At 45.0% G+C, this 17,423-nt stretch carries 21 protein-coding genes, 1 tRNA gene and 1 other RNA gene; 8 read left to right on the plus strand and 15 right to left on the minus strand.

The features are described from left to right. Positions 1-148: 148 nt before the first annotated feature. An RNA gene (gene ffs / locus CUJ83_RS00425) (signal recognition particle sRNA) lies at positions 149-461 on the minus strand. 72 nt (positions 462-533) lie between these two features. On the opposite strand from ffs, the gene CUJ83_RS00430 reads away from it, so the two are divergent. The 5 genes from CUJ83_RS00430 (at position 534) to CUJ83_RS00450 (ending at position 5,933) form a co-directional block, all read left to right on the plus strand. Next, on the plus strand, positions 534-779 hold the full coding sequence (locus CUJ83_RS00430) for a winged helix-turn-helix domain-containing protein (protein ID WP_230739297.1): 246 nt from the start codon (positions 534-536) through the stop codon (positions 777-779). 265 nt (positions 780-1,044) lie between these two features. Next, complete coding sequence (locus CUJ83_RS00435; RefSeq protein WP_230739299.1) at positions 1,045-1,368, plus strand: non-histone chromosomal MC1 family protein; 324 nt, start codon at positions 1,045-1,047, stop codon at positions 1,366-1,368. Between the two features lie 319 nt (positions 1,369-1,687). Beyond that, positions 1,688-3,061 (plus strand): MBL fold metallo-hydrolase, encoded by a 1,374-nt coding sequence (locus CUJ83_RS00440; RefSeq protein WP_230739301.1) that lies wholly within the window; start codon positions 1,688-1,690, stop codon positions 3,059-3,061. Positions 3,062-4,079: 1,018 nt separating this feature from the next. Beyond that, the gene (locus CUJ83_RS00445; protein WP_230739303.1) at positions 4,080-5,210 is read left to right on the plus strand and encodes a chemotaxis protein CheW; all 1,131 of its coding nucleotides are present in this window, start codon (positions 4,080-4,082) and stop codon (positions 5,208-5,210) included. A 48-nt stretch (positions 5,211-5,258) separates the two neighbouring features. Continuing rightward, positions 5,259-5,933 (plus strand): B3/B4 domain-containing protein, encoded by a 675-nt coding sequence (locus CUJ83_RS00450; RefSeq protein WP_230739305.1) that lies wholly within the window; start codon positions 5,259-5,261, stop codon positions 5,931-5,933. A 110-nt stretch (positions 5,934-6,043) separates the two neighbouring features. Here the strand turns inward: CUJ83_RS00450 and CUJ83_RS00455 are convergent, their stop codons facing one another. Then, a complete protein-coding gene (locus tag CUJ83_RS00455; RefSeq protein ID WP_230739307.1) occupies positions 6,044-6,298 on the minus strand; it encodes a glutaredoxin family protein in 255 nt (84 codons plus the stop codon). Positions 6,299-6,720: 422 nt separating this feature from the next. Here CUJ83_RS00455 and CUJ83_RS00460 point away from each other — a divergent pair, with 422 nt between their 5' ends. Continuing rightward, a complete protein-coding gene (locus CUJ83_RS00460) occupies positions 6,721-7,611 on the plus strand; it encodes a tetratricopeptide repeat protein (protein ID WP_230739309.1) in 891 nt (296 codons plus the stop codon). Between the two features lie 52 nt (positions 7,612-7,663). Here the strand turns inward: CUJ83_RS00460 and CUJ83_RS00465 are convergent, their stop codons facing one another. From CUJ83_RS00465 to CUJ83_RS00490, 6 genes are all read right to left on the minus strand, one after another. Further along, positions 7,664-7,930 carry a hypothetical protein gene (locus CUJ83_RS00465; RefSeq protein WP_230739310.1) on the minus strand — a complete coding sequence of 89 codons (267 nt, stop codon included), beginning with the start codon at positions 7,928-7,930 and terminating at the stop codon, positions 7,664-7,666. A gap of 420 nt (positions 7,931-8,350) precedes the next feature. Continuing rightward, positions 8,351-8,794 (minus strand): hypothetical protein, encoded by a 444-nt coding sequence (locus tag CUJ83_RS00470; protein WP_230739312.1) that lies wholly within the window; start codon positions 8,792-8,794, stop codon positions 8,351-8,353. A 627-nt stretch (positions 8,795-9,421) separates the two neighbouring features. After that, positions 9,422-9,661 (minus strand): DUF504 domain-containing protein, encoded by a 240-nt coding sequence (locus CUJ83_RS00475; protein ID WP_255668267.1) that lies wholly within the window; start codon positions 9,659-9,661, stop codon positions 9,422-9,424. Between the two features lie 60 nt (positions 9,662-9,721). Further along, complete coding sequence (locus CUJ83_RS00480) at positions 9,722-10,096, minus strand: carboxymuconolactone decarboxylase family protein (RefSeq protein WP_230739315.1); 375 nt, start codon at positions 10,094-10,096, stop codon at positions 9,722-9,724. A gap of 205 nt (positions 10,097-10,301) precedes the next feature. Further along, positions 10,302-10,943, minus strand: coding sequence for a hypothetical protein (locus CUJ83_RS00485; protein ID WP_230739316.1), 642 nt, complete (start codon positions 10,941-10,943; stop codon positions 10,302-10,304). A 113-nt stretch (positions 10,944-11,056) separates the two neighbouring features. Further along, complete coding sequence (locus tag CUJ83_RS00490) at positions 11,057-11,275, minus strand: hypothetical protein (RefSeq protein ID WP_230739317.1); 219 nt, start codon at positions 11,273-11,275, stop codon at positions 11,057-11,059. A 75-nt stretch (positions 11,276-11,350) separates the two neighbouring features. Between CUJ83_RS00490 and CUJ83_RS00495 the strand changes: the two genes are divergently transcribed. Continuing rightward, positions 11,351-11,932, plus strand: a complete 582-nt coding sequence (locus CUJ83_RS00495) for a nitroreductase (RefSeq protein WP_230739318.1) — start codon at positions 11,351-11,353, stop codon at positions 11,930-11,932. A gap of 3 nt (positions 11,933-11,935) precedes the next feature. Here the strand turns inward: CUJ83_RS00495 and CUJ83_RS00500 are convergent, their stop codons facing one another. Then, the gene (locus CUJ83_RS00500; RefSeq protein ID WP_230739320.1) at positions 11,936-12,208 is read right to left on the minus strand and encodes a hypothetical protein; all 273 of its coding nucleotides are present in this window, start codon (positions 12,206-12,208) and stop codon (positions 11,936-11,938) included. A 308-nt stretch (positions 12,209-12,516) separates the two neighbouring features. Here CUJ83_RS00500 and CUJ83_RS00505 point away from each other — a divergent pair, with 308 nt between their 5' ends. After that, complete coding sequence (locus CUJ83_RS00505; RefSeq protein WP_230739322.1) at positions 12,517-13,104, plus strand: hypothetical protein; 588 nt, start codon at positions 12,517-12,519, stop codon at positions 13,102-13,104. A gap of 12 nt (positions 13,105-13,116) precedes the next feature. Here the strand turns inward: CUJ83_RS00505 and CUJ83_RS00510 are convergent. From CUJ83_RS00510 to CUJ83_RS00535, 6 genes are all read right to left on the minus strand, one after another. Continuing rightward, positions 13,117-13,201: transfer RNA gene (locus CUJ83_RS00510), tRNA-Leu, on the minus strand. 197 nt (positions 13,202-13,398) lie between these two features. Then, positions 13,399-14,067 (minus strand): hypothetical protein, encoded by a 669-nt coding sequence (locus CUJ83_RS00515; protein ID WP_230739324.1) that lies wholly within the window; start codon positions 14,065-14,067, stop codon positions 13,399-13,401. Positions 14,068-14,823: 756 nt separating this feature from the next. Continuing rightward, positions 14,824-15,612: a DNA-directed RNA polymerase subunit D gene (locus tag CUJ83_RS00520; protein WP_230739326.1), complete on the minus strand. Its 789-nt coding sequence runs from the start codon at positions 15,610-15,612 to the stop codon at positions 14,824-14,826. Beyond that, the gene (locus CUJ83_RS00525) at positions 15,613-16,005 is read right to left on the minus strand and encodes a 30S ribosomal protein S11 (protein ID WP_230739328.1); all 393 of its coding nucleotides are present in this window, start codon (positions 16,003-16,005) and stop codon (positions 15,613-15,615) included. 4 nt (positions 16,006-16,009) lie between these two features. Further along, positions 16,010-16,609 (minus strand): 30S ribosomal protein S4, encoded by a 600-nt coding sequence (locus CUJ83_RS00530; RefSeq protein WP_230739331.1) that lies wholly within the window; start codon positions 16,607-16,609, stop codon positions 16,010-16,012. Between the two features lie 16 nt (positions 16,610-16,625). Continuing rightward, positions 16,626-17,252 carry a 30S ribosomal protein S13 gene (locus CUJ83_RS00535; RefSeq protein WP_230739333.1) on the minus strand — a complete coding sequence of 209 codons (627 nt, stop codon included), beginning with the start codon at positions 17,250-17,252 and terminating at the stop codon, positions 16,626-16,628. Positions 17,253-17,423 lie beyond the last annotated feature (171 nt).

A 17,423-nucleotide genomic window follows, 5' to 3' on the forward strand; every position in this document is an offset into this window, starting at 1 on the left:
TAGCGAGGCCAAAAGGCCGAGCGTCGAACCGCGTGAAAAAATAAAGAAGGGACTACTAGATATAACTAGCAGGGAACAACCAAAAACAAAAACAACAAAATAATCAAGATCCAGAGCATGAAAACAAAATCAAGAATATAATATCAAGCGGCGAACACACCATCGGTCGACGCTCTACCACATGGAAGTTATCTTACTCCTGTCCTCCAATCCGCTACCCCACAAGCGTTAGTTGTTCACGGTAAGCATGCTCCCTTCCGGGCCTGTGCCGGTTTCCGCAATTAAGCCAGGCCACATGCTCTCCAGCATGAGGACTTGACACCGCCAACCCAGCAGGACGGATCTTCACAGTCGAGAAATAAGGCCTCCATACAATAGAAACGCCTTCTTCAGGCTTCGTCCCTCGCATACCGACGATTTCGAGTTACAGGTAACGCCGAGTCACCCAGACTAGTTCGCCAAAATGATTAATTAATTATCCATGTGCAATAAACTTTTTGGACAATGACACGAATATTAGTACTGGTGATATCATGATAGAAGAACTGGTAGGGTACGTCAGCAGCAACATAAAAAGGAAACAGATAATCGACGTACTGGAAAAGAACGGAAGCGATACGGCCGACCATCTCGCCAAGGTAACCAGGATACCGAGGATCTCGCTGGAGAAGATGCTGGACGAGATGATCGAGAGGGACATGATCAAAAAGGACAATGAAAAATATTCCTTGACCGAGACGGGAGACCAGGTCGTTAACGTTACCAGGTCCCTAAAATAAATTTTTTTAATTACCGGATTATGAATATTAAGGCCATACAGGCTGGATAATGATATTATCCCATATTTTTCGTTTTATACTCAGACGCAGATTTTAGCAGGAAAGTTAATTCGTCCGAAAATTTATTTATATGGCCTTGATGTACGTGCATGGATATAAAAAATGCCCTGCCATAATCCATTCGTTCTTCACAAGTTTTATATACATTGATTTTGTATCTAACCCAGTACGTTGTACATCCAAGTACTACAGGGAGGTAAAAATAATGGTGACAAGAGAAAAGAAGAACTATGGCCTGTTAAATGAGAAGGGTGAGGAGATCGGTACCTTTACAGGAGCGCAGCCAAGGGACGCAGCATTAAAGGTCGCCGGAAGAGGCGTCAAGAAGATCATTCTCAGGGAAAAGGGCACCAAGAAGCTCCATTTCTTCATCGGAGAGAGAAAGAATGTCCCAAGACCGGCAAATTCACCTTCATGGTTACCTGAAAAGATCTGGAAATCAAATGTCAAGAAAGTCGGGATAAAGCACATGGAGTACAATGAGCTCGCAAGGAACGAAAAAGAAATTTTCAAGTTCCCCAAAGAGTAAGTCGTTTTTATAAGGTATGAGCTCTGTCAGAGGAACAAAACCTGTTATGTGTTCTCTGGCCGATCAATTTTTATTCTTTTTGAAAAATGTCCTACTATCATACTAAATTTATGTCTGATGGCCTGTTATCGATATTAAAAGATCATCCGGCGATCACGGTTGACTTATCAAATGATAGATCCTGCCGGTAACATTAGAAGACCATTTTATATAAATAAATGATTCAATATAACAATATTGACATCGACAGGTAGTCTTATAACCATCCGGAAAACGGAAGAAGTCCTCAGAAATAAAATATCTTAAAGGTGAAAGAGTAATGTTCCTAAAACAATTTTTTGTGGAAGGGCTCGGACAATCATCATATATGCTCGGCACGGACGGCATATGCGCGATCATCGACCCGGAGCGCGATATAGACGAGTATCTCCGGGCGGCAAAGACGAACGGATTTAAGATAGCCCACATTTTCGAGACACACCTGCACGCTGATTTTGTTTCCGGGCACATAGACCTTTCAAGAAAGACGGGAGCAAAGATATATGCGCCGGCATCGGCAAACGTCAAGTATGATCATGTTCCGCTGAAAGAAGGAGACGTTGTGAGTATGGGGGCGCTGGACATCAAAGTAATAGAATCCCCGGGACACACCCCGGAGATGATAAACCTGATCGTAAGCGACAAAGAGCGCTCGGACGATCCCTATATAGTTTTCACCGGAGATACCCTGTTCGTCGGCGATGTGGGAAGGCCTGACCTGTTCGGCGAAGAAATGGCGAATAAGCTGACATGGTCGCTTTATGACAGCCTTTACAATAAGCTGGGAAAATTGCCGGACTGGGCGGAGATATATCCCGCCCACGGTGCCGGCTCGCTATGCGGTAAGAATATCGGCTCGAAGCGATGGTCAACGATAGGCTATGAAAAACGCAATAATCCGGCGATGATGCATGGATCATTTGAAGAGTTCAAGCATTTTATCCTCGAAGACATGCCGGAGGCACCATCATATTTCTTCAGGACTTCCGAGGTGAATAGAGAAGGGCCTAAACCGCTGGACACCCTGCCCGGAAAGAAGCCTCTCAGCCCGGGGGAAGTGGAAGAGCTGATAGCCGCAGGCGCCGTCGTTCTAGACACGAGAAGTATCGACGCCTTCGCCGGAAGCCACATTAAAGGAGCAATAAATATAGGCATAGCGCCCGCATTCTCAACATGGGCAGGTAATTTCATCCCTTATGATAAGCCCGTAGTGCTGGTCTTAGAACAAAAAGAGGAGCTTGATAAGGTCGTAAAAATGCTGATCCGCGTGGGGCTGGACAATATTGCAGGCTATCTTGGCGGAGGCATGACAGCATGGCATGATAAAGGTATGGAAGAGTCACGTTTTGATCTGCTGACGGTCGACATGCTTAAGACGGAACTTATGGAGAAAGGAGGGCTCAAGGTCGTCGACGTGAGAACTCCCGCCGAGTGGGACTCAGGCCATATCAAAGATGCCATACACCTGCAGATCATGAGCATCGAGAAGAACCTCGATAAGCTGGATAAGGACGAGAACTATGCAGTAGTATGCGGAAGCGGATACAGGGGGAGCATAGCTGCCAGCATACTGGCCGGGAAAGGCTTCGGGAAAATGAGTAATGTTGCCGGAGGAATGAGAGCCTGGAAAGCGAAAGGATATCCCACAGTGTAAGATATAAAACATATTTTAGATCACAAGTATACACTGGCGGCCGATGACCATCACTACAAAGGAACACTAAACTGCTTACCACGAAATCCTTGATGAGCGGGGTCTTGCTCAAGTTTTAAGAATTAAAAATGTCTCTTACTAAATGGTCTTTGAGATGAAGTTTTTATGGTTGTTCCTGTCGGATGGCAGGTAGACACGTAACCTCACAAAAACACGGAAACACAAAATTTTTTTTATGATTTTTTAAGGGCGCAAAAAGCACTAAGAATTTACTCACCAAACCACAAAGGGCTCAAGTATCACCGTCAACGCTCTAACACCTCTAACGCTCGGCTCAACGCACCAACCTGCTCTAAGTCACCAACGCTAAAACAAGACACGAACATTCCCCAAACCACAAAAGTTCAATATCCCGGTTTGTGTTCCCCTTGACCTATAGCAGGGATATATTTGTCGTGTAAGCGTCAACCGTGCAGTTAAAATTTAGTGTTTTTGGAGAATGTTCGGGGTCTTGTTTTAGCGTTAGTGAATTAGAGCACTTCGAGCATTAAGCCGTGCATTTGAGACTTTAGCGCGTTGACGGTGATACTGGAGCATTTGTGGTTTGGTGAGTGAACCTTTGGGTTTTCGTGACCTTAAAAAATCATATAAAAAAATTTGTGTTTCTGTGTTTCTGTGAGGTTACGTGCCTGCCTGCCATCCGACAGGCACAACGGCAGAACATCGATCCCATAATGAATGTTACATGCAAGTCTTTACAGAGACCATTAAAAAGTTTTTCATGGTAGCGCACAACGGCGAATAAGGACCACAAAGGACTTTTTTATTGATGGGCATATCCTTATAAAATTGACCGATATGGTTTTTTGAGATGACAGTTAAAGTCCTCGACACTTAACATTTAGTAATTAGGATTTTTGTTCAAAAAGGCTTAGTATAAGCCCTCACGACATATTTCATTAGTTACGTGATGTCTCCCGGCTGAGGGATGACCACAGGCATATGACGAGGATAACGTATGAAAGATAAAAATAACACCGGCGTGAGGCAGTTTGTAGTCTTTAAGATAGACGACGAAGAGTTCGGGGCGGAGATCAACCAGGTAAGGGAGATCATTAAGATAGACAATATCGCGAGAATACCCGAATCCCCGGAATACGTTGAGGGCGTTATAAACCTGAGAGGAAAGATCACACCCGTAGTGAGCCTGAGGGCACTTATAGGTGCCTCCCCGCGGGAGATAGATGAGGATATGAGAGTCATGGTCACGGATACCGGTGCCGGTTCTTTTGGGATCGCGGTGGATTCCGTGACAGAGGTAAAATATATACAGGAAAGCATGATAGAGCCGCTTCCGAAGATACTGAGCTCATCGTATGATAACGCATTTGTGAAAGGCGTGGGGAAGCTTCCTGACAGGATATTGATACTACTGGACTTGAAGGAGATGCTAAGAGAGATCGATCTGGGTGAACCAATGAGCAGTGAAGATGAGAGCATAATGACAAAAAACGATGCGCAGGACGAGAACGGTATATCGGAATTCTATCTGGACGCGTTAAGAGAATTGGGCAACATAGGAGCGTCCCACTCTGCGACGTCGCTCTCGCAGCTCATAGGAAAGCCGATAAACATGTCCGTGCCGCATATCGAGGTCGACAGGATAGAGAACGTCCCCCACATCATGTCGGATAACCAGCGGGTAGCAGGACTCCTATTCGAATTGAAGAACGACGAGATGACGTCTAACTATGTGTATCTCCTGTTTGACGAGGACAGCGCGTTTAACATAGCGGATATTTTACTGGGACAGCCGGCCGGCACCACCAAAGAGCTGGATGATCTGAGCAAGTCGGCGATAATGGAAGTGGGCAATATTCTCGCGTCATCCTTCTGTGATGCGATAGCGGAATTTTTAGGCTTGATAGTGCTGCCTTCGCCGCCTAACTTCGTCATCGACATGGCCGACTCAATAATAGACCCTGCGCTCATACAGATAAGCATGGTGGCCGATGACGTCATATTGTTCAAGACGGTACTTTCGGATGACAGTAACCATATAAACGGCTTCCTGATATTATTCCCGAACCCTGAGACGCTGCAGAGCATACTCAACATACTTGAAAACAAAGCTGCTCCGCAGCAATAAAAGCTATATTTTTTTACCCCGTTATTTTTTGATGTCTTAGGTGTCATCATGAGATTTACCAGGGAGATCACGGATAAGTTTCCCGGCCTTCATGTCATGGTCGGGAGGATGTCGGGAGTCAACGTCAGGGAAAGCAAAGACGCCGACCTTGAGGCGTTTAAACAGGAAGTCAGTGGTATCATAAGGTCAAAGCATACGATCGAGGACGTAAAGAACGACCCGGATTTCAGAGCGTACAGGGATTTTTTCTGGAGTATCGGGGTCGACCCGACCAAGACCAGGCCGGCATCCGAGGCGCTCGTAAGAAGGATACTTTCGGGAGGAAAACTACCCGCGATAAATACGGCCGTCGACGCCTATAATATGGCGTCGGCATCGAGCAGCGTGCCCATAGCGGCGTTCGACGATGACATGATAGAAGGCGAGTTGTTGATGAGATTCGCCCTGGAAGGCGAAAAATTCCGGGGCATCGGAATGAAGGACCCGATAGACCTAAAGCCAAACCAGATAATCATTACCGATTCAAAGAAGATCATAGCAGTATACCCCTACAGGGATTCTGACGATACAAAAGTGACAGCGGACACGAAGAGCATGCGGGTCATAGTATGCGGAGTGCCCGGAATAAGTAACGATAAGCTAGAAAAGGCATATGAGACATGCGCTGAAAACCTTGGTAAGTATGCCGGAGCGACAGCGTCAGAAGGAAAGCTGTTCCCGTGACGCATCATTAGAATGATACGGACAGGTATTTACCGGGCCGGCTAAACCTATACCATCCGGTACGGTAAACCGGTATTTTCCGGCATATGGAGGAATAAGGCGGTAACGGCCTATTGCTGGGCAGGGGCCATTTCGCTGCTGAGCATTTTTTTAAGCTCATCGACGTTAAAGCCAACTATTGTCTTATCCCCGTAGACGATCAGAGGCGTTGCCCTTACCTTATATTTATTTACAAGCTCATCCCACGCGGTACGGTCCTTGGTGATGTCCCTTTCCTCATACTTGATATTGTTCTTGTTAAGGTATTCTTTCAGGTCGTTACAGTAGCCGCATGTAGGCTGAGTATAGATCTTTAGCGTCGGCATGATGAAACACAATATCTGCCTCGAGCTTTGAGGTAAAAAAATATAGTACAATATTTAACGCCATAAGGTGGTATCCGCCAAGATATCCATGTGGTAAGGACATTCACGCACAGATTTTTTCATGATCTGTTTTTTAATGACCTGTTACTACAAGGGTTAGAGGAGCGATAAGCAGCCTTGATGAGCGAAAACATCCTGGATCGGTACATTTTTACAGCATTATATCTGACAGGTGCTTAACCCGGGACTTTCAGTGCCGATATTGTAAAACGGTCATTGATCAATATCGAAGATGATTACAGCAGCAAGACACAAGAATAGGAGCCATCAAAAAGGCCTGTGCGCCATAATCGAACAAAAGAGCCCGTAATTCGAATAAATAAGGAATCATATTTATAATATTAATAAAATAATCATTTTTTATGAGCCGCCTGAAAGAGATGATGGATGAGATAGAATTGCAGCGCAGGCTGGGGAACTTTAAGGGCGCCGAGAACATTGCCAGGCTCGAGCTAAAACGTGCGGAGATGGACGGCAACGAGCCGTATTATCACTTCTACAAGGGTTTGTTATGGTATCTTTACAACTATCCTAAAGAGGCGATGAACAATTTTAATAATTCACTTCTCACGGAAAATCTCGATATATACTACGTATACAAGTTCAAGGGCATAATATGCCTGGAAACAGGTGAGCTGGACCGCGCTGAGAACTTCTTTAAAAGAGCCATGAGCAAAGCGAAACACACCAGGCACAAAGACTGGAAGATGTCCATCGAGACGTGCTTTGGTAACCTTTATAGCAGGATGGGTAAATTCGATAATGCGCTCGAGTGCTACCAGAGAGCGCTCAAGACAGCTCTGGAACTTGGATCCGAAGAGTGGATAGAGACAGGTTTTTGTAACGTGGGTGTAGCCCACAGCAATCTGGGAGATCATAAAAATGCGGCAAGGTTCCTGGAAGATGCATATGAGGTCGCTACAAGGATCAATGACAAATACGGAAAAAGAGTATGCCTGAACAACCTGGCCAGCGTATATAACAATATGGGCAGGCACGAAGAAGCACTGGAGCTCTTTAAGGAAGCACTAAAATACGCCGCGGAGATACCGGATAAATTCGGCATGCGCATTCTCTATAACAATATGGGATACACATACAGGAAGATGGGCGACCTTAAAAATGCCATAGCACAATATGAAAAAGCGCTGTTGACCGCCGAGGAGATCGGAGATAAGAAAGGAGCGGCGTTAGCAAAATACTGGATACTTCAGCTTGACAGCGAACTACAAAGAAGTCTCGCAATGCATTGAAAGATGGATGTTCAGTTCACGACCGGATCTAAACAAAAGTGATTAAAAAACATCACGCAGATATGTGATTTGCCAGACGGCCGTTCAATGCGGCTATTAACCTCTTTTGCTCGGCAGAGTCTCCGCATAACTTACCGTATGTGCCCAGAAGGCATATTGCCAGTTTTGTGCCCCTGTCAGTTAATTCATAACTATCGGAGATATTACATATAAGTCCCGAGCTCGACAGTTCCCCGAGGACCTTTTGTAACAAGTCCGATGACATTATACATCTATTTGATAACTGATCCAGCTCTGTCGGACCATAACTCAATGACATTAAAATATTGAGGGTTTGTGAATATACCGTTGTTCTTATAGCATCCATCTGACATCCCGGCCCTTACTCTAAATTCTAATTACAAATGCACACTTATAGTATATAAATATTACTATAATAGCTAAAATATTTTTAAAAAAACATAACTAAAAGGAAAAAATATTTCGTAGAGGTTTCAACTTAGGGTGCAGCATATTATAGTGTGGGGGGTATATAGCTAGATTATCCAGCACCCTAAGTTTACCGCTCAACCATATAGTATACTCATGAGTATATAAATTAGTACAACATGATTGTATGTACAAAATGTACAGCTTTAAAAAACAGCTTATGCAGTTAAAACTAATAGTGCTTTTATAGGATAAAAACATTAGGCAGCCGGGGTTTAACCCCGGATACTATCCTTCAGCCTCCCTCAGCTCAGAAGAAACTGAGAGAGAACGCCGGTATCTGCCCGGCGAAGGAACTGCCTATAAGACCGGGTACCACCGGTACTCCGGCATTAGTAAAGCTTGTAGCGAAAACGTTGTCGCAAAGCGCGGATGTGCCGCATCCGGTATTTGCCGCGTTAGAAAACCCGGCAGGGCCGAACGGCGCGCCACAGAACGGTAATCCCCACGGTCCGTAGCCATACGGCGAATATGCGTTAACGGCCGCGTCAGCAGCAAAACCTGAGTCGACCACGTTAGTGCTGCGCACTAGCGTGTCAAACGTCGTAGGCCCCGGAGCTGACCACATCCCGGGCCCCCCTATGAACGTCCCTATGGGAAAACTGAATGCAAAAGCTGCAGTCGTAGTCATGATCATTGTTTGCACCACTATCGCGGCAAGAACCAGTACAAATGCCTTACTCACCTTACTCATACAACACCCCCTCAATGTCATGAGTAACTAAAACAATTAATAATAAATATATTATTATTGATTCTAACGAAAACAACTTTATTAATCATTTATTAACGCATTAATTTGATAAGAAGGGTTTAATCGCAAAAATAACAATAAAATGGCTGTTTTTATAAATGCTGTTCCCATAGATCGTACGGTCTTTAGATTTGCCGCCATGAAGCTAATAATATTGTACCATAAGGTTGAGATACACAATGTACAAAACAGGATTTATGTGCCCTTAAATGATATCAGAAAAGAACAGGTGATCCATACTTGTACAGCAATAATCGTTTAAATTGATTATTGAGTCATTAATGACTAAAATTATTAAAAAAGACAAGATTGACATATACCACCAAGGCATACCAATTTTTCACCACAAAGCGCACAAAGGCGAAAAAGGAACATAAATGACTTTTTTAGAAGGTTAGCAAACATTTAAAAAATTTTTGTGTACCTTATTCGCCTTAGTGCGCTTAGTGGGTAACAAAATTAGTATACCTTCGAGCCCTTAGAGCCCTTCGTGATAGAAAAACCATGTACGATCGTTAGCCTTTGAAATTGAAGAATTATGTCCCAGGATATAGAAAGACTAACATATCACTTATATCGCTCGAAGATCGGTTTTCCCCTGTATATGATCTTGTATACTCTGTGGTAAGGGATACATGAGCCGGTATCAAGCTCAAAACAAAATTTTTCCAGAGAGACGATCTCACTGCCCGACACTGTCTTCGAGTCGCCGGGAGCGCCCCTGTGGACATAATATATCTCAGCGTCCCTGATATCTTCCCCCTCCTTCCACTTAAGCATGTTAAGTATTTCTCTGGGGAAGACCATCGGATCACAATAAAAAATTGGATTTCGAACCCTTTAAGTTTTCCAGGGTTCGAAACGGTCTTACTCGCCTGCAAATTCCAGCGGGTCCATTTCGCCGCGCAGGAACCTTATTGTATTCTTTGCGGACGCGATGCTCGGCGCACCTGCCGTAAGCAGCGATACGAATAAAGCCTCCATTATCTCTTCTTTCGTGGCGCCAAGATATAATGCCGCCCTTGCATGAGTATCGACGCACTTATCACACTGCAGCGCGGCTGTGATCGCCATCGCTATGAGACGCTTGTTCTTGGCCGAGATAGCTCCTTCTTTCAGGATGTGATCGTCCATTTGGGATATTACCTCGAACATCTCAGGGTCTGTATCCTTAACAAGTTCCAGGAGCTGAGGTACGAAGCCCATCCTTTTATGAAATTTCTCGAATTCTTTGTATACCATAGTAACTCCTCATAGTGCAGGAATAATGCACTCTTAATTAAGTATTTATGTGATAATCGTTTAAATGGTTGCTGGTATATAATTATATAAAAAATGAAAAATAGCATAGCTTTGACCTTATTGTTAAATTATTGATTTGTATAAAGTAAGATTTTTTATAAAATAATGAAATATAACAATAAAAATTAAAATTTTATTATTTGATTCATTTTCCGCCTGCCATTTGCTGGCTGTGGTCGACACCGCCTGAGCGTATCTTTAATATGGCCGATATCACGCCGGGAATGTCGTCGATCCCAAAAACTTCTTTTTCACCCACGGCAAGAACATAATCCCCGCGATCATTACCCTTATCAAAAACCACTATATAATATCGGCCTGCGGCGGATAAACTCGTGTATTTTTTAGGGCCGCGATAATAAGTAGTCGCTGTAAAAGGCTCATAAAAGATGTCTCTTTCAGCGGACGTATCATCTATGACCAGGGCACCCATGCCATCAGGTATACTAAACGGCAGTCCTTCGGGCCTTGAACTTATGCCCGGACCAACTACAGCATAACTGGGGCGGAAGTTTACATAAACGTCATTTTTCGGAACGAGCAGGTTAGTGTAAAGCTTGAACCCATCTTCTGCGTCAAAATAATAATAGTCGACGTCACCTGAATGATCTAAAAAACCGTATATGGCCCAGGATATTTCGGGATCCGGTATTCTTATGGCGTCACCATAGCCAGTCGTATCTTTTTCCTCGAATATCGGCTTATGTGCCGAAACTGTAAAAGATATAGCGGCAATACCAAGGGTCATTATAAATAATACCAATAGCGCATCGAATAATACCGACATCGTATCCTTCCCCAAAAAATTATCTTGTTATAATTATATAAAAAATTGAAGGTTGCTACGCCATCGGTATGCGGATAATGTGCCGGTATGATACTCTACCTATAACAGGCGCATCAATCGACGCCCTTCATACGGAGCTGCTCCTCTGTCTCCTCGCCGCGAGGCCGGGAACCCTCCATGGCGGTACATATCTCTTCTACATCTCCGTCCGGCGTCTTCTGTATACAACGCCTCTTTTTCTTCGGCGTGACTAACATGCATAAGAGATAATTATACAGGATAAAAGCGGTTTGTCTTATCTTTAACGGAAATAGCGCAAATGCCCCGTCCACCGCGATCGATGACCGTTATTCCGCCTTCCTCGTTACCAAACTTAAATACGACAGAGGCATAATCATAAATGAGGGATGTTCTTGAATGACGTGTTTTTAAACATCTACATGAGAAGATCGGTCAGAGAGTATAAGGAGAGGGATATCCCTGACGACATCATAAAAGGGCTGATAAAAGTGGCCACATACGCACCCAGCGGTATGAACAGGCAGCCGTGGAGGTTCGCGGTCATAAAGAACAAGGCGCTCATAAAAAAATATTCGGCCATAGCAAAGAACAGATGGCTTGAAAACGTAAAAGCCCCATCATTGCCCGAAGAGATGGAGCTTGCCCGAAAAATGAAAGACCCCGGATTTGACATTTTTTATAATGCTCCTGTGCTGGTACTGGTCTTTGCCGATCCCGGATCATATACCCCGGAATACGATTGCGCCCTTGCCGCGGAGAACATGATGCTGGCCGCCAGGTCTCTGGACATAGGGAGTTGCTGGATCGGCCTCGCCTCATTCTTAGATAAAGACATGGAAGTGAGGAATGAATTAGGCATCGCTGAGGGGTACCGCCTGATAGCGCCGCTCATCTTTGGCTATCCGGTCGAGAATGAAAAGAAAGCGCCTCCCAGAAAAGAGGACGTAATAATAAAATGGATAGACTGAAGATCAGCCGTCTTTTAGCCCGAGAGTGTACATTATCTCGTTTTTCTCAAGCGAACTGACCTTGAAGTTAGATTCGAGCTGCCTGATAAGAAAGTTGAGTTCCTGTGGCGACTTTAGCTCCATCATGTGAGCTACATGGGACGGATCGAACTTAAATCCCAGCGCTTTTATAGGCTGCAGGAACTTCTCATGAAAACTGCGGTTATCCATACGGTCATTTAACTTAACGTAAAGCTTGAACGTGTCGATATCAAGCCATATCCTTATGCTTGTCATATTATCAAAGTTTAATAACGGCCATATAAATCGATAAAGTAAAACCTGTTTGAAAGTAAATATTTCCCGGCGTGAAATTGCTGATCTTATAATTGTCAAAGGCATGAGATAATGCCCGAAATTATATTGACGCGAACAGATACTTTATGATAAGGCCATTATAAACGGCACATGCTGGATTTATAAGACCACATATTTTAAACTTATACTGTGATATTCTATTGATATAATAAAAGATACTTACGTGTCGATCGATACGGGCAATTCAAGCACATCATCGGCATATTGCATTTATCGGATGTTTTAGGATGAGAAAGCTGTTCCTGGTCAAGGTCATTCACACACTGGTGGATATGGGCTCGCTGAAAGATAGCATAATCAAGGAGGAGGTGGCAAAGGTCGGTGTGGAAAAATGGGAAGAACACCAGAGAAGGATAGAGATCTTCTGGGAAGAGAAAGAAAAGGAGATCGATAATTTAGACCTGGACCACGAGAAGACCAAAATATACCAGGACGGCCTTCCATGCGGAGGGGACATCGGAATAGAAGTTGTCAACGATCTTGCCAAAAAAGGCAGTAGAAACTACATGATAGTAAAAAATTTAATGGACAAAGGAGCCACTGTCATGGCTACCGAAAATATCCAGCTCCTAAGGGAAGAGTATCAAAAGATAAAAGAGGTCCTGATGGCCCCGACCCCGGAAAAGAAATTTGAGGCCCTGGAAAGCTATGAAAAAATAAAGAGCAGACTGATGATAGGAAGGGATGAGCATATAGCGAACACTATAAACAGTACGTTAAAAGAAGGGGAAACAGGCATACTTTTTATCGGGGCTGCCCACGACATAGTATCCGGGCTGGATAAAGACATTGAAGTTAAAATCATTGGATGCTAGATTTTTAGTAAGTGCGGGGGAAGGGATTCGAACCCTTGAACTCCTTCGAGACGGGATCTTAAGTCCCGCACCTTTGGCCTGGCTTGATTACCCCCGCATTTGAAAAGCGGTTTCCAGGCGTCGTGCATCGCTTAGAAGCACGGTGAGCGGAGATAATAATGACATTCATGGTTTATAAAGTTATTTGTCGAATACTGTTTGAAATGTCTATTATTGGTTTGAGATATTGCCCGATATACGTGCATATCAGGATAAATTACCATAGGACAATCTAAGGATAAATAAAATAAAAGATCAATCTCCCGGCTTTCCATATTTTTCTATTAATTCATCCGTCGACATTTTGCGTTTTTCAAGTTCCGGAAGGATGATCTCGTTATACTGGCTGCCATAGACCTCCTTGCCAGTCATGCGCTGGAATGCGGCTATGACCTTGTATTTGTATCTCTCGTCAACAGGCTTTTCTTCCAGCTTGCCGATAGGCTTTGCAGATATGGTGGCCAGGGTATTTTCGGGCTTATAATACCTGACTTTTTCTTCGGGACCGTAGACGCTGTATACTTTATAGATATACGGGTCCCACTTGCCCGGTATACCGGTAGTTATGATCTTGCCGCCATGCTCTACGAAGGCGTCGGAATCGTCGATGAACACAGCATGCTCTTTTTCGTTAAACCATACGTTAGCCGGATCATCCTGAGAATGCTCGAACATTATACCATGCCTGTAAGACCTTAACGGCGCAGGGACAGTCACTTGAGCGGCTTTAAGCGATTCTCCTGCTTTGGCTTCTTTCTTCTTAGCCTCTTCAGGCTCAACCTTCCCCTTTTCCATAAAGCCCTTGACTGCTTTTTCTATAGCTGACGGCTCTTCTTTCTTTTCAGCCATTTTTTTCTGAGGCTCTTCAGGCTCGACTTTTCCCTTTTCAAGGAACTTATTTACCACGTCTTCCACGAAACCCATAAAGCGATCACATTAATAAAAAATAAGCTAATTAATATAAATTTATACAAAGGAATGATGGAAAACTACACAAAAGACAAGCATTGATAGTGAAGAAATAAGCGGGATAAAAATAGAGGGTCTTCGGCTTTTTTATGAGGATGTTTTTAGAGTTGTTCCTTTCGGATGGCAGGTAAACACAAATTTCAAGAAAACACAGAAACACAAATTTTTTGATCTTAAGGGCACGAAAGCCCTAAGGGTTTACTCGCCAAATCACTAAGGTTCTACCATCACCGTCAACGCTCAAACGGACCAAACGCTCGACTTAACGCACTATAATCGCTAATTCACTAACGCTAAAAGAAGACCCGAACCCTTCCAAGCCACTAAAGTTTAATAGCGCGGTTGACGTATAGATCGACTGAAAAATACCGATATAATGATGATCAACAAGGTGCAACACAAACCGTGGTTTAAACTTTCGTGCTTTAGGGAGGTTCGAACATTGTTTTAGAGTTAGTTGTTCTGTGCACTTTGAGCATTGAATTGAGCGTTTGAGATGTTTGAGCGTTTACAGTGCTGCTAGAGCATTAGTGGTTTCGTGAGTATATTTTTGTGTCTTAGAGACATTAAATCCTAAAAAATTGTGGTTTTGTGTTTCTGTGAAGTTAGTGTATACATGCCATACGAAAGGCATAATAAAAAACTTCCAAAAATCGAAGCAGAACTAAAAAAGATTTGTTGGCGCCTTTCAGCGCCATACATAAATTGAATTTAGAAGTATTCGAGGAACTCGCCGAGCTTATCAGACCGGTCCTTGATCGATTGTGCTGCCCTGAGGATCATGTCCTTTGCAGTGAAAGAGCCGTCCGTCTCCACAGTATATATGAACGATGTGTTATCGGTCGACACGTCTATTGCACCGGTATCGCAAGCTTCGACACAAAGCTTACAAAGGGAGCACTTGTACATGTCTCCGACCACTAGCTTATTCTTCTCCATACTGTAGATCTCTCTCGGGCATGCATCGACGCATGTTCCGCACAGGTCGCACCTGTCCGAGACAGAGATTATTGGGACGTTCTTATATCCTGCAGCGCAGACAGGCTGGAACTTGGCGTGTTCATCGCCATATCCAAGCCTTGCAACTGCCGTAAGGACTATCTTCTGGCCCTCTTTTAGTTCCACGATAGGTATGTTATCGTCCGCGGGCACAGTTTCCGGGTCTGATGATTTCATGTCACCGGAGTGTACCATGCAGGGGCCCTCAGCAGATAATGTGAAAGAGACCTGGCAAAGGGCACACCCTTCGCCTTTGCATTCACATTCTTCCTTGAGCACGTATTGATCGAGGTTAGTCTTAAGTGGAATGAGTCCGAGCCTGAGTGCCAGCATCTCGTCGAACAACACTGACGTATGGTCATAGATGTCCACGTAGTCGACGGCCATCTTTGGCACATCTGATACCATGGCGCGCCTTAAGCCATTCGCAAATGCCGGTGTGACACCGGTAATCACGAATTTGGCTTTGCGTTCTCCGAGCTCTATGATATCCACTTTCATTTATACGCGCCTACCTCTCTTTCCGCCCGGGGCTCTGGTGCCGTCGTGCGGAATGGGGGTTACATCCTCTATCCTGCCTATTCTTAATCCTGCACGTGCGAGTGACCTGATCGCGGCCTGGGCTCCCGGACCCGGGCTCCTCTGGAGGTTTCCTCCGGGTGCCCTTACCTTGATGTGTACGCCCTGAATGCCCTTCGCCTTGATCTGCTCGGCAACATTTGCGGCCATCTGCATGGCAGCATATGGCGAGCTCTCGTTACGGTCCTGCTTAACTACCATCCCACCGGACGTCTTTGCCAGCGTCTCGGCGCCGGTAAGGTCAGTAACGGTTATGATGGTGTTGTTAAAAGATGAGAAAATGTGAGCTACTGCCCATTTCATCTGCTCTGCCATCTAATTATTCCCCCTTGGGTGCTTCTTCGGCCCCGGCCTTTACCGGTGCCTTGCCAGGCTTGGCCGCTACCGGTGCCGGCTTCTTTGCGATGGATTCCCTGGTTACCGGGGAACCGATGTAGTATCCGATGCTCTCTTCCTCGGTCTTAAGGACCATGTAGCTCGGAACGTTGATCTTTCTTCCGTTGACAGCGATGTGACCGTGTACAATGAACTGCCTTGCCTGCTTCATGGAGTTGGCTAAGCCCTTCCTGTAAACAAGGGTCTGAAGTCTTCTCTCGAGTAAGTCGTCTATCCTGAGTGCAAGAATGTCTTCAAGCTTTGCGTCATCCTTTAATATGCCGTAGCTCTGAAGCTTACCGAGAATCTGCTTTGCTTCGCGCGCATAGTGCGATTCCTCGCCTGCCATGCCCGTGCTCATTACACCAAGAAGTGACCTTGCGTTTGACCTGTACTTCCTGAGCTCTGACTGGAATTTCCAAACACCCTTCTTATTCCTGAGGCCGTATTTCTTGACAATCTCGGTCTCTTCGTCGATCCTTGCCTTCTGCCACGGGTGGTTTGGCGTATCAAATAATTTCTTAGCTTTACCTGGGTATCCCATTCGACTCACCTACCGCCTATTTCTTTGCTGCTTCTTTCTTCCTTACGACTCCAACGATCGCGCCGGTCCTTCCGGTGGACTTGGTCCTCTGGCCGCGCACCTTCTGGCCGCGTTCGTGCCTTAATCCCTTGTAGGACCTCATCTTCTTCATGAGGTTGATGTCTTCCTTGATACCCATTGTCAGGTCTATGCCTGTAAGGTGTTTGTCCTCACCGGTGTATACGTCCCTGCGCCTGTTGAGCATCCATAAAGGTATGTTAGCCTCGAAGTTCTCTACGACGTTCTTGAGCCTCTCGACCTGTTCGGGCGGTAAGTATCCCATAATAGCGTTGGGGTCTACCTCAGCCTTTCTTGATAATATCTTGGAACACCTGATTCCGATACCGTGTATGCCGGTAAGTGCGTACTGTACCGTGCTGGTACCGTCGAGGTCGGCGTTAGCGATACGAACGATGTACTTGATCTCGTCTTTGGGCTTTTCTTCGACTGCCGCCTTCTTGCCCTTTGCGCCGCCCTTCTTTGCCTGGGCGGTCTCTTCTGCCGGTGCCTCTACAGGCTTGGCTGCCTTCTTGCCACCCTTCTTGGGAGCGGCTTCGGCTGCCGGTTCGGCTGCTTTGACTTTCTTTTCTACTTTTTCTGCCATTTGTTTCAACTCCTTTGTTCTCTCTCATCGTTGTGCGTCTTCAGATACCGCGTGCGGTAGTGTCGGTCTTGAAACAAGCCGGCACAGCACAGACTGTCTATCTAAAACACCGATAGAATGAACAAACGACAAATATCCTCACGCATTAAGATATATAAACCTTTGTATCGA

It is taken from the genome of Methanooceanicella nereidis, from assembly GCF_021023085.1.
GTDB classification, from domain to species: Archaea; Halobacteriota; Methanocellia; order Methanocellales; family Methanocellaceae; genus Methanooceanicella; species Methanooceanicella nereidis.

Coding starts and splice junctions, on each gene's coding strand:
- CUJ83_RS00505 (WP_230739322.1), top strand. CDS start 12,517: ATGAGAAAGCTGTTCCTGGTCAAGGTCATTCACACACTGGTGGATATG.
- CUJ83_RS00520 (WP_230739326.1), bottom strand. CDS start 15,612: ATGAAAGTGGATATCATAGAGCTCGGAGAACGCAAAGCCAAATTCGTG.
- CUJ83_RS00460 (WP_230739309.1), top strand. CDS start 6,721: ATGAGCCGCCTGAAAGAGATGATGGATGAGATAGAATTGCAGCGCAGG.
- CUJ83_RS00475 (WP_255668267.1), bottom strand. CDS start 9,661: ATGGTCTTCCCCAGAGAAATACTTAACATGCTTAAGTGGAAGGAGGGG.
- CUJ83_RS00465 (WP_230739310.1), bottom strand. CDS start 7,930: ATGTCATTGAGTTATGGTCCGACAGAGCTGGATCAGTTATCAAATAGA.
- CUJ83_RS00525 (WP_230739328.1), bottom strand. CDS start 16,005: ATGGCAGAGCAGATGAAATGGGCAGTAGCTCACATTTTCTCATCTTTT.
- CUJ83_RS00430 (WP_230739297.1), top strand. CDS start 534: ATGATAGAAGAACTGGTAGGGTACGTCAGCAGCAACATAAAAAGGAAA.
- CUJ83_RS00495 (WP_230739318.1), top strand. CDS start 11,351: ATGTTCTTGAATGACGTGTTTTTAAACATCTACATGAGAAGATCGGTC.
- CUJ83_RS00450 (WP_230739305.1), top strand. CDS start 5,259: ATGAGATTTACCAGGGAGATCACGGATAAGTTTCCCGGCCTTCATGTC.
- CUJ83_RS00515 (WP_230739324.1), bottom strand. CDS start 14,067: ATGGGTTTCGTGGAAGACGTGGTAAATAAGTTCCTTGAAAAGGGAAAA.
- CUJ83_RS00530 (WP_230739331.1), bottom strand. CDS start 16,609: ATGGGATACCCAGGTAAAGCTAAGAAATTATTTGATACGCCAAACCAC.
- CUJ83_RS00455 (WP_230739307.1), bottom strand. CDS start 6,298: ATGCCGACGCTAAAGATCTATACTCAGCCTACATGCGGCTACTGTAAC.
- CUJ83_RS00470 (WP_230739312.1), bottom strand. CDS start 8,794: ATGAGTAAGGTGAGTAAGGCATTTGTACTGGTTCTTGCCGCGATAGTG.
- CUJ83_RS00435 (WP_230739299.1), top strand. CDS start 1,045: ATGGTGACAAGAGAAAAGAAGAACTATGGCCTGTTAAATGAGAAGGGT.
- CUJ83_RS00440 (WP_230739301.1), top strand. CDS start 1,688: ATGTTCCTAAAACAATTTTTTGTGGAAGGGCTCGGACAATCATCATAT.
- CUJ83_RS00500 (WP_230739320.1), bottom strand. CDS start 12,208: ATGACAAGCATAAGGATATGGCTTGATATCGACACGTTCAAGCTTTAC.
- CUJ83_RS00535 (WP_230739333.1), bottom strand. CDS start 17,252: ATGGCAGAAAAAGTAGAAAAGAAAGTCAAAGCAGCCGAACCGGCAGCC.
- CUJ83_RS00480 (WP_230739315.1), bottom strand. CDS start 10,096: ATGGTATACAAAGAATTCGAGAAATTTCATAAAAGGATGGGCTTCGTA.
- CUJ83_RS00485 (WP_230739316.1), bottom strand. CDS start 10,943: ATGTCGGTATTATTCGATGCGCTATTGGTATTATTTATAATGACCCTT.
- CUJ83_RS00445 (WP_230739303.1), top strand. CDS start 4,080: ATGAAAGATAAAAATAACACCGGCGTGAGGCAGTTTGTAGTCTTTAAG.